This is a genomic window from uncultured Georgenia sp. (assembly GCF_937958535.1).
GTDB lineage: Bacteria > Actinomycetota > Actinomycetes > Actinomycetales > Actinomycetaceae > Oceanitalea.
Window position 1 is genome coordinate 1 of record NZ_CALGNQ010000196.1, and the last position, 10,858, is coordinate 10,858.

9 protein-coding genes and 1 pseudogene are annotated in these 10,858 nt (G+C 75.8%); 6 read left to right on the forward strand and 4 right to left on the reverse strand.

The genetic code is table 11. The features are described 5' to 3' along the window. Both Q0195_RS10450 and Q0195_RS10455 read left to right on the forward strand, forming a co-directional pair. A pseudogene (locus Q0195_RS10450) lies at positions 1–535 on the forward strand (glutathione-dependent formaldehyde dehydrogenase); the annotation flags it as partial. Next, the gene (locus tag Q0195_RS10455) at positions 532–2,154 is read left to right on the forward strand and encodes an NAD-dependent epimerase/dehydratase family protein (protein WP_299278058.1); all 1,623 of its coding nucleotides are present in this window, start codon (positions 532–534) and stop codon (positions 2,152–2,154) included. The pseudogene Q0195_RS10450 and the gene Q0195_RS10455, both read left to right, overlap by 4 nt. 42 nt (positions 2,155–2,196) lie before the next feature. Here Q0195_RS10455 and Q0195_RS10460 read toward each other — a convergent pair whose 3' ends face one another. Further along, positions 2,197–3,711, reverse strand: coding sequence for an aminopeptidase P family protein (locus Q0195_RS10460; RefSeq protein ID WP_299278060.1), 1,515 nt, complete (start codon positions 3,709–3,711; stop codon positions 2,197–2,199). 62 nt (positions 3,712–3,773) lie between these two features. Here Q0195_RS10460 and Q0195_RS10465 point away from each other — a divergent pair, with 62 nt between their 5' ends. Beyond that, the gene (locus tag Q0195_RS10465; RefSeq protein ID WP_299278062.1) at positions 3,774–4,622 is read left to right on the forward strand and encodes a PHP domain-containing protein; all 849 of its coding nucleotides are present in this window, start codon (positions 3,774–3,776) and stop codon (positions 4,620–4,622) included. Next, positions 4,619–5,242, forward strand: coding sequence for a MarC family protein (locus Q0195_RS10470; RefSeq protein ID WP_299278063.1), 624 nt, complete (start codon positions 4,619–4,621; stop codon positions 5,240–5,242). Before Q0195_RS10465 ends, Q0195_RS10470 begins: the two co-directional genes overlap by 4 nt. A gap of 17 nt (positions 5,243–5,259) precedes the next feature. Here Q0195_RS10470 and Q0195_RS10475 read toward each other — a convergent pair whose 3' ends face one another. After that, a complete protein-coding gene (locus tag Q0195_RS10475; protein ID WP_299278066.1) occupies positions 5,260–6,225 on the reverse strand; it encodes a CopD family protein in 966 nt (321 codons plus the stop codon). A gap of 104 nt (positions 6,226–6,329) precedes the next feature. After that, entirely contained in the window at positions 6,330–7,856 is a 1,527-nt protein-coding gene (locus tag Q0195_RS10480) for a DEAD/DEAH box helicase (protein WP_299278077.1), read from the reverse strand. A 311-nt stretch (positions 7,857–8,167) separates the two neighbouring features. Between Q0195_RS10480 and Q0195_RS10485 the strand changes: the two genes are divergently transcribed. Then, positions 8,168–8,815 carry a ferritin-like fold-containing protein gene (locus Q0195_RS10485; protein WP_299278069.1) on the forward strand — a complete coding sequence of 216 codons (648 nt, stop codon included), beginning with the start codon at positions 8,168–8,170 and terminating at the stop codon, positions 8,813–8,815. Between the two features lie 39 nt (positions 8,816–8,854). Here the strand turns inward: Q0195_RS10485 and Q0195_RS10490 are convergent, their stop codons facing one another. Next, positions 8,855–9,076: a DUF3107 domain-containing protein gene (locus Q0195_RS10490; RefSeq protein ID WP_299278072.1), complete on the reverse strand. Its 222-nt coding sequence runs from the start codon at positions 9,074–9,076 to the stop codon at positions 8,855–8,857. 155 nt (positions 9,077–9,231) lie between these two features. On the opposite strand from Q0195_RS10490, the gene Q0195_RS10495 reads away from it, so the two are divergent. Beyond that, the coding region (locus tag Q0195_RS10495; RefSeq protein WP_299278074.1) for a UvrD-helicase domain-containing protein at positions 9,232–10,858 on the forward strand (1,627 nt) is incomplete at its 3' end.

Consider the following 10,858-nt stretch of genomic DNA (forward strand, 5'->3'; position numbering starts at 1 on the left):
GCGCGCCGGGGACGACGTCGCCGAGGCCGTGCGCGAGCTGAGCCACGGACGCGGCGCGGACTCCGTCGTCGACGCCGTCGGCATGGAGGCGCACGGGTCGCCGGTGGCCCGGGGGATCCAGGCGGGCGCCGGCCTGCTGCCCGACGCCCTCGCGCGCCCCCTGTTCACCCGGGCCGGTGTCGACCGGCTCGCTGCCCTCCACACCGCCGTCGACATCGTGCGCCGGGGCGGGACCATCTCGCTGTCCGGTGTCTACGGCGGCGCCCAGGACCCGATGCCGATGCTCGACCTGTTCGACAAACAGGTCACCCTGCGGATGGGGCAGGCCAACGTCCACCGCTGGGTGCCGGACGTGCTCCCGCTCGTCAGCGACCCCGCCGACCCGCTCGGCGTGCTCGACCTGCGCACCCACCGGCTGTCCCTCGAGGACGCCGCCCATGGCTACGACATCTTCCAGCGCAAGGAGGACGGCGCGGTCAAGGTCGTGCTCGACCCCGCCGCGCCGCCGGCGCGCGGTGGGAGGGAGGCACGATGAGGGTCGCCGTCGTCGGGGCGAGCGGGCACACCGGGACGTTCCTGCTCGACGCCCTGCGGGACGAGAAGGAGCTCGAGGTCGTCGGCATCGCCCGGCGCGCACCGGACACCACCGCGGCGCCCTACGACCGTGCGCGGTGGGAGCAGGTCGACATCGCGGCCCCGGTCGCGCTCGCGGAGGGGGAGGACTTCGTCGTCGACCGGCTCGCCGAGGCGTTCGAGGGCGCTGACGCCGTCGTCCACCTCGCGTGGCTCATCCAGCCCAACCGGCAGCGGGACGTCCTGCGGCGGGCCAACGTCGACGGCACCCGCCGGGTCGTCGCGGCGTGCCGGCGGGCCGGGGTCGGGCACCTCGTCGTCGCATCCTCCGTGGGGGCGTACTCCCCGGTGGAGGACGACGAGCCGCGCGACGAGTCGTGGCCCACCCACGGCAGCGCGGCGACCTCGCACTACGCCGTCGACAAGGCGGCCCAGGAGCGGATCCTCGACGAGGCTGAGGCCGGCGGCCTGGCCGTCGCCCGGGTACGGCCCGCGCTCATCTTCGACTCCGACTCCGGCGCCGAGGTGCTCCGGCTCTTCCTCGGGGCCTTCGTGCCCCCGCCCCTCCTGCGCCCCGGAGCCCTGCCGGTGCTCCCGCTGCCCGCCGGGCTGCGGCTCCAGGCGGTCCACGGGGCAGATCTCGCCGACCTCTACCGGCGCATCGTCCTCCGGCGTGCGACCGGCGCGTTCAACGCCGCCGCGGAGCCGCTGCTCACCGGGGAGCGGCTCGCCGCGATCCTCGACCACGGGCGGGTCGTCGAGATCCCCGCTTCCGTCGTGCGGCCGGTCGTCTCGCTCGCGTGGCAGGCGCACGCCCTGGCGTCCGACGCCGGCTGGCTGGACATGGGGATGAACGTCCCCGTCATGGACGCCTCGCGAGCGCGGCGCGAGCTCGGCTGGGAGCCACGGTCCGACGCGGAGGAGGCACTGCGCGAGATCCTCACCGGGATGGCCGAGGGACGGGGGACGGCCAGCCCACAGATGCGGCCGCGGGAGAGCTGGCCGCAGGACCAGCAGCCACCGGGCGGCGTGCACCCCGACGCGCCGTTCGGGCCGGGCCAGGAGTCCGTCGCCCACCGGGTGCCGCGGCACCTCGAGCGGGACATCCTCGGGCTGTACCTCTCGGACCACCTCACCGGCGCCACCGCCGGGCTGGAGCGGGCCGAGCGGATGGCCGCGGCGTACGCCGACACGGACTTCGGGGAGGAGCTCGAGCGGGTCGCGCTGGAGATCCGCGAGGAGCGCGAGCTGCTCAAGGAGCTCATCGACTCCCTCGAGCTGCGCCGTCGCCCGTACCGGCAGGCGGCCGCGTGGGTGGCGGAGAAGGCCGGCCGGCTCAAGCTCGACGAGCGCCCCGGCGGCTCACCGATGACGCCGTTGCTCGAGTCCGAGCTCATGCGCAGCGCCGTCATGGGCAAGCTCGGCCTGTGGCAGGTGCTCGCCGAGCTGTCCGACGACCTCGGGCTGCCCACCCCGCTGTTCGAGGCGCTCGCCCAGCAGGCCCGCGACCAGGCCCGCACCTACGAGCGGGTGCACCAGCACATCATCGGCGAGGTGTTCCGCGCCGGCCGGGTCGACTGAGCCACCCAGGGACGCCGTGCCGGGGCGCCCCCGGACGGCGGCTCAGACCTGGCGCAGGCTCGCCATCCAGGCCTCGACGTCCTCGGCGCGGCGCGGCAGGGCGGCGCTGAGGTTCTCCACCGAGCCGTCCTCCCGGACGAGGATGTCGTCCTCGATCCGCACCCCGATGCCGCGCAGCTCCTCGGGGACGGTGAGGTCGTCGGCGCGGAAGTACAGGCCCGGCTCGATGGTGAAGATCATCCCCGGCTGCAGCTCGGCGTCGAGGTACATCTCCCGCCGCGCCTGCGCGCAGTCGTGGACGTCGATGCCGAGGTGGTGGCTGGTGCCGTGGACCATCCACCGGCGGTGGTACTGGCCCTCCTCGGACAGCGACTCCTCGGCCGACGCCGGCAGCAGCCCCCACTCGGCGAGCCGGTGGGCGAGCACCTCCATTGCGGCGGCGTGCAGGTCGCGGAAGCGCACCCCCGGCTGGGAGGCGCGGGCGAAGGCGGCGTCGGCGGCCTCGAGGACGGCGTCGTAGACCTTGCGCTGGGCGGGGGTGAAGACGCCGTCGACCGGCAGGGTGCGGGTGACGTCGGCGGTGTAGAGGGAGTCGACCTCCACCCCGGCGTCGACCAGGACGAGGTCACCCGGGCGCACCGGGCCGTCGTTGCGGATCCAGTGGAGGGTGTTGGCGTGGTTGCCCGAGGCCGCGATGGTGTCGTAGCCGGTGGCGTTGCCCTCCTCGCGGGCGCGCGCCCCGAAGACGCCCTCGATGACCCGCTCCCCGCGCGGGTGCTCGACGGCGCGCGGCAGCGCCCGCACGATGTCCTCGAATCCCTTGATGGTCGCGGCGATCGCCTTGCGCATCTCGGCGACCTCGTAGTCGTCCTTGCGCAGCCGCAGCTCGGACAGCGCCTCGGCGAGCTTGGTGTCGGCGGCGGCGGTCTCGCTCTGCCCGCGGCGTGCACTGTTCACCTGCGCCTCCACGGAGGCGTCCACCCCGGGGACCACCCGGACCTGCACCCCGCCCGCCCCGGCGTCCTTGGCGAGCTCGTCGGCCAGGGAGTCGATGTGGGCGGTGCGGATGCCGGTGAGCGCGGCGACCTCCTCCAGGCTGGGCCGCTCCCCGACCCACAGCTCCCCGTACCGGGAGTCGGCGTAGAACTCCTCGCTGTCCTTCCCGGCGCGCGGGCGGAAGTAGAGTACCGCCTCGTGCGTCTGCTCCCCGCCCTCGACGGGGTGGAGGACGAGGACGGCGTCGGGCTCCTGGTCGGTGCCCAGGCCGGTGAGGTGGGCGAAGGCGGAGTGCGGCCGGAACCGGTAGTCGGTGTCGTTGGAGCGGGTGACCAGCGTGCCGGCGGGGACGACGAGCCGCTCCCCGGGGAACTGGGCCCCGACCCGGGCCCGCCGGGCGGCGGCGTAGGGCGCCGCCGGGCTCTCCTCGGGCAGCACCTCCTCGCGCTCGGCCCAGCCGGAGGCGATGAACCTCCGGAAGGCGGCAGAGGTGGGGCGCTGGGAGCGGTTGGAGCCCCGCTCGCTCAACGGCTGGCTCTCCGAACGGTCGGTGTCCTTCATGTGCTCATCGTCGCACGCGAGGCGCACGTGCGGCCCGGTGGCCAGCACGTACCCTGGGGCACGTGCTGCCGGCCATCGACCTTCACGCCCACTCGGACCGGTCCGACGGCACCGAGAGCCCGGCACAGGTCATGGTCGCGGCGCGGGAGGCCGGCCTCGACGTCGTCGCCCTCACCGACCACGACACGTGGGACGGCTGGGAGGAGGCCGCGGCCGCCGTCGGGCGCACCGGTGTCGCCCTGGTCCGCGGCGCGGAGATCTCCACCTCCGCGGGCGGCATCAGCGTCCACCTGCTCTCCTACCTCCACGACCCGGACGCGCGCGGCCTGGGGGCCGCCGTCCGGCGGGCGCGCGACTCGCGCCTGGGCCGGGCCCGCCGCATGGTCCAGCGCATCGCCCGCGACTTCGACCTCACCTGGGAGGAGGTGGAGGCCCGCCTCGAACCGGGTGGCACCGTCGGCCGGCCGCACATCGCCGACGCGCTCGTCGCCCGCGGCTACGTCACCGACCGCACCACCGCCTTCGCCGAGATCCTCAGCTCCCGCGGCCCCTACTACGTGCCGTACGACGCCCCGGACGTCGTCGCGGCGGTCGAGCTCGTCCGCCGCGCCGGCGGGGTGCCCGTCATGGCCCACCCGCGGGCGGCGTCCCGCGGCCGGGTGGTCCAGGACGAGGTCATCGAGGAGCTCGCCGCGGCCGGGCTGGCCGGCCTCGAGGTCGACCACCGCGACCACGACGAGGGCGCGCGCGCCCAGCTGCGCGACCTCGCCCGCTCGCTCGGGCTCTTCGTCACCGGGTCCAGCGACTACCACGGCGCCGGCAAGCCGAACCGGTTGGGGGAGCACCTCACCGACCCGGCCGTGCTGGAGCAGATCGAGAGCGAGGGCTACCTGCCCGTGGTCCGGCCGTGAGCCAGATCGTGGACCTGCCGCTCCTGGCGACGACCTTCTTCACCCTCTTCGTCATCATGGACCCGCCGGGGACGGTGCCGATCTTCCTCGCGCTGACCTCGACGAGCACCGCGAAGGAGCGCAAGCGGGCGGCCCTGGAGGCCACCGCCGTCGCGCTGGGGGTCATCACCGTCTTCACCGTGCTCGGGCCCTACATCCTCGACTTCCTGGGCATCTCGGTGCCCGCCCTGCAGCTGTCCGGCGGGCTGCTGCTCCTCCTCGTGGCGATGGAGCTGCTCACCGGCAAGGCCGAGGAGCCCGAGCCGGCCGGTGGTGGGAAGGTCAACGTCGCGCTCGTGCCGCTCGGCACCCCGCTGCTCGCCGGCCCGGGCGCGATCGTCGCGGCGATGCTCGCCGTCCAGGACGCCGACGGGCCGCCCGGGTGGGTGGCCATCGCGCTGGCCGTCCTGGCCGTGCACGTCTGCCTGTGGCTGGCGATGCGGTTCTCCAACGTCATCCACCGGGTGCTCGGCGACGGCGGGACCACCCTCGTCACCCGGCTCGCCGGGCTGCTCCTCGCCGCGATCGCCGTCCAGCTCATGGCCGACGCCGTCTTCGTGTTCATCGAGCAGTACACCTGAGGCCCCGCCCGGCCGGGCTACATCGGGCTCTGGCTCACGAGCACGCCGGTGACCGCCAGCGCGAGGAGGACCAGCGCGGCCTCGGCGGCCACGGTGCGCCGCAGGGTGCGGTGCGCGGCGGTGTCGGCCGCCCGGGGCACCAGCCGGAACCGGTTCCAGGCGGCGATGGCGACGACGAGGGCGACCACCGCCACCTTGGCCACCAGCGTGCGCCCGTAGCCGGTGCGGACGAGCGCACCGGCGTCGGGCAGGATCCGCCACGCGAGCAGGGTCCCGGTGACCGCGACCGCGGCGACGAGCCCGGCGGCGGTGGTGGAGAAGCGCACCACCGTCCGGGCGGCTGCGTCGGCCGGCACGCTCCGGCGCAGGGTGAGGACCAGGCCGAGGAGCCCGCCGAACCACAGGGCACCCGCCAGGACGTGCAGGGTGTCGCTGCCGACCACCAGCCACGCCGGGCCGACGGACCGGGTGTGACCGGTGAGCGGCAGGCAGAGCAGTGCCAGGACGGCTCCGCCGCACACCAGCACCCGGCCGGCGACGGTGTGCCCCCGCCCCAGCGCGAGCAGCAGCCCGACCACCGCGACACCCGCCGCCGGCCCCACCGGTGTGCCCACGACCGTGTCCCACAGCACCTCGGGGTCCACGAGGTCGGCCGGTCCGGCCCCGGTGCGCCAGGCGCCGTCGGCGGCGAGGTGGAGGAGGAGACCGAGGAGGGCGACCCCGGCGAGCAGAGCGGTCGGCCGCAGTGCGTGCCTCCGGACGCTCGACGCCGCCCGGTCCAGGAGGAGCTCGCGGAAGAGGACGAGACCACTCGTGCCGAGGATCCCGACGTAGCCGAGCACCGTCCCGGTGCGGTGGAGCAGCTCGACGAGGGAGGAGCCGGTGAGGAGCGCGCCGGCAGCGACCGGCGCCAGGAGCAGCCCGGTGGCGGCGACGGAGGCAGGCGAGGTCGTGCGGGCGCGCCGCCCCCTCGACCGTCCCACCGCCGCCCGTCGCACGGCGTGCAGGTTAGCGAAACTCGGTGACAAAAGCCACGAACCGGCTCATGCAAAGGCGAGCCGGTCCGTGGCCGGGGTCCTCCCGAGGGTCAGCTCTCGGCGGGGCTGCCCTGGCTGGGCCGACGCGTGCGGCGCCGGCGGCGCCGCTGCGGCTGGCCGTCCTCGCGCGGCTCACCCTGGCGGCGCTCACCCTGGCCCGCGCCACGACGGCGGCCACGTCCGGTGCCCGTGCGGCCGGAGGAGGGGCGGCCGGAGCGGGCAGCGCGGCCACGGCCGGCGGACTTGCCGGTCTCGCCGACGTCCTCGAGCTCCTCGGCCTCCAGCCCGGCGCGGGTGCGGGCGCCGCGCGGCAGCCGCCCGCCGACGCCCTCGGGGATGCCGAGGTCGGTGTAGAGGTGCGGGGAGGTGTGGTAGGTCTCCACCGGATCGGGCTGTCCGAGCCCGAGCGCCTTGTCGATGAGCGTCCAGCGCGGGACGTCGTCCCAGTCGACGAAGGTGATCGCGGTGCCCGACTGCCCGGCCCGGCCGGTACGTCCGATGCGGTGCAGGTAGGTCTTCTCGTCCTCGGGGCACTGGTAGTTGACGACGTGGGTGACGTCCTCGACGTCGATGCCGCGGGCGGCGACGTCGGTGGCGACGAGCACGTCGACCTTACCGGAGCGGAAGGCGCGCAGCGCCTGCTCCCGCGCCCCCTGGCCGAGGTCGCCGTGGATGGCGGCGGCGGCGAAGCCACGCTCGGTGAGCTCCTCGGCGACGCGGGCGGCGGTGCGCTTGGTCCGGGTGAAGACGATGGTCAGCCCACGGCCCTCGGCCTGGAGGATCCGGGAGAGCATCTCGACCTTGTTCAGCGCGTGCGCCCGGTAGACCACCTGCCGGGTCGACTTGACGGTCGCGCCGTCGTCGTCCGGGTCCTGGGCCCGGATATGCGTCGGGCGGGACATGTACCGGCGGGCGAGGGCGACGACGGCGCCCGGCATGGTCGCCGAGAACAGCATCGTGTGCCGGTCGGCCGGGGTGGCGGCGATGAGCGTCTCGACGTCGGGGAGGAAGCCGAGGTCGAGCATCTCGTCGGCCTCGTCGAGGACGACGGTCCGCACCCGGGACAGGTCGAGGACGCGCTGCTTGAGCAGGTCGACCATCCGGCCCGGGGTGCCGACGACGACCTCGGCGCCGCGCTGCAGCGCCTCGATCTGCGGCTCGTAGGCCCGCCCGCCGTAGATCTGGACCACACGCAGCGTGGGGCGGCGGCGGGAGGCGGTCTGCAGGTCACCCGCGACCTGGATGGCCAGCTCGCGGGTGGGGACGACGACGAGCGCCTGCGGCTTGCCGGGGTCGGGCAGCTCGTCCCACCCCTCCTCGCCGGGGGCGACGACGTTCTGCAGCGCCGGGATGCCGAAGCCGAGCGTCTTGCCGGTGCCGGTCTTGGCCTGGCCGATGATGTCGTGCCGGGACAGCGCCACCGGCAGGGTGAGCGCCTGGATCGGGAAGGGGTGGGTGATCCCCGCCTCGGCGAGCGCCTCGACGATGGCCGGCTCGACGCCGAAGTCGGCGAAGGTGCGTTCGGGAGCCAGGGCGGCATTGCTCGTGTCGGTGACGTCGGTGGTCCGGGTGTCGATGCCGGCGTCGTCGAGGGCCGCGGCGTCGGCGGCGGTGGAGACGTCGAGGCGCTCGTCGCCGGACGTGGGCGTGATCACGCCCGAGGTGGTGTCAGTCACGAAAGTGGTACCTATCCGGTTGTGGCGGGCCGGCGGAGGGCCGGCAGCACCGCCTGGTCGTGGCAGCCGATCGTGAATGAACAGCCGCGCGTTCTCGCGGCGTGGATGCGTACGTGACGACCGGGCAACCGTATGGACCCCATCAGTGTAGCGGTCCACCGGCCGCGCGCGCTGTGAGTCCCGCCGCACCACCGGGGAACTACGCTGGGCCCGTGTCCACTCCCGAACACCCGCGGCTCGAGCGACCGGAGCAGGTGGCCACCGTCCTCGGGCTCGTGACGGCCGGCCGGTTCGCCCTCTTCGACTGGCTCGCCGCCGACGCCGCCCACGCCCCGGACGTGCGCACCCGGGTCGCGCTCGCCGGCTTCGCCGCCGCCGAGCTCGAACGCCACCCCGACGTCGAGCGGGCCGCCGCCGGGCTAGGTGTGGACCTCGCCGAGCGCACGGCGCCCTACCTCGAGATCTTCGACGGCATCGGCCGGCGCACCGTCTCCACGGACTGGTGGGAGCGCGTCGTGCGCACGACGGTCGCCGGGGGGATGGTGCGCGACCTCGTCGGGCTCGTCGTCGAGCAGCTCGCCGAGCCCGGGCTCGCCGCCGACGCGCTGGCGGGCCGGGACCTCACCGACGTCGTCGCCGACCAGGTCCGCGGTGCGACGGACGCCGACCCGCGCCTCGCCGACCGGCTCGCGCTCTGGGGCCGGCGGGTGGCGGGGGAGGCGCTGGGGACCGTGCAGCCGGTGCTCGGGGTCGTCGCCGCGACGAGCGGCACCGACCTCGGCGGGCTCGCCGCGCCCGCGCTGGGCACGATCTCCTCCGGGCACGCCCGCCGGATGGCGCGGCTGGGCCTGGCGGCCTGAGGCCCGGGCCGACGCCGGCGGCCGGCCCGGGGCGGGGGCTCAGACGCCGAAGCCGACGCGGTGGGCGGTCTCGGAGCCGATGCGGACGTAGCCGAGCGCCCCGGCGGGGACGAGGACCTGCCGGCCGTGCTCGTCGGTGAGCTCCAGCGTCGTGCCCTCGTCGAGCGCGGCCTTGACGACCTTCCGCAGCTCCTCCTCCGTCAGCGGGGAGTCGATCGTGATCTCGCGGGGGATGTCGCGCACGCCGATGGTGATCTCCAAGGTGTCCTCGCTCCTTCAGGGGGCGGCCGGGGCCGCGGGCCGGTAGCAGTCGCACCATCGTAGGCGCGCCCCACCCCGCGGACCGGACGGTGTTCGCCGACGGCGTGACCGCGTGGGTCCCCGGCGATGTCGGTGGGGCGTGTTTCGATCGGGGCGTGCAGGTACGACTCAGCCTCCCGGCGGCCCAGCGACCGGTGGACCTCGACGCCGACCAGCGTCGCGTGGTCACCCGTCCGGCCGGGGCCGGTCACGTCCTCGTCGTCGGAGCACCCGGCAGCGGGAAGACGACGACGGCGGTGGAGACCTTCCTCGCGCGCGCCGGCGGACCGAGCCCCGGCACGCACCCGCTGAGCGCCCCGGCGCTCTTCCTCGCCCCGTCCCGGCGCGCCGCCGACCGCGTCCGGGAGATCGTCGGCACCCGGCTGCTCGGCAGCGGCGGCAGCACCCGCGGCCTGGTGCGGTCGGTCGCGTCCTTCGCCTACGCCGTCGTCCACGCCCGGGCCACCGCCCTGCGCCAGCCACCGCCCACGCTCGTCACCGGGCCCCAGCAGGACGCCATCCTCGCCGAGCTGCTCGCCGGCCACGCCGAGGGGCTGGGCCGCGACCCGCGCTGGCCGGCGGCGATCGGTCCGCAGACCCGGGCGCAGGACGCCTTCCGGCGTGAGCTGCGCGACCTGCTCACCCGGGCCGTCGAGCTGGGGCTCAGCCCCGCCGAGCTCTCCGCGCTCGGCCGCCGGGCGGGTCGCCCGGAGTGGGAGTCCGCCGCCGTCGTGCTCGAGGAGTACATCGACGTCACCGTGCTCGGGGAGAGCCCTGCCGACCGGGGGGCGCGCTACGACGTCGCGGCGGTCGTGGACGTCGCCACCGAGGCGCTGCGCCGCTGGCGCACCGACCTGCCCGACCTCAGCCCGCCCCGGTGGGGCACCGTCGTCGTCGACGACTACCAGGACGCCACCTTGGCCACGGCGCGCCTGCTCCACGCGCTGGCCGACGACGGCGCCGAGCTCGTCCTCCTCGGCGACCCGGACGCCGGCGTCCAGGGCTTCCGCGGCGGCAGCCCAGCACTGGTCGGGCGGGCCGTCACCGACGAGGCGCTCGGCGGCTTCGGGGCGCAGCGCGAGGTGCTGGGCACGGTCTGGCGCGGCACCCCCGCGCTGCGCGAGGTCACCCGGCGGGTCACCGAGGAGGTCTCCGTCGTCGGCGGCGCACGGCACCGCACCGCCCCGCACGCGGCGCAGACCGGCGCGTCCCCGGGCCCGCGCGGGCGAGCCCCGCAGGGGGTGGAGACCGCCGTGCTGCGCAGCGCCGGCCAGGAGGCCGCCCACATCGCCCGGCGGCTGCGCGAGGAGCACCTCCACGAGGGCACCCCGTGGTCGCAGATGGTCGTCGTCGTGCGGTCCACCGCACAGGTCGCCGGGCTGCGCCGGATGCTGCGCGAGGCCGGTGTCCCGGTCACCCAGGAGGGCGCCCGGGTGGCGCTGCGCGAGGAGCCCGCGGTGCGCCCGTTCCTCACCGCGCTGCAGGCGGTCACCGGCGGGCTCGACGCCGAGGCCGCCGTCTCGCTGCTGTGCTCACCGCTCGGCGGGATGGACGCCGTGTCCCTGCGCGGGCTGCGGCGCGCCCTGCGCGGTACCGCCGCGGCCGAGCTGCCCGAGGGCAGCGCCCCGGCCGCGGTGCGGGCGGCCACCGACGAGCTGCTCCTCGAGCTGCTCGCCGACCCCGTCCGGGCCGAGCACCTGCCCACCGCCCACCGGCGCGGGCCGCTGCGCGTGGCCCGGGTGC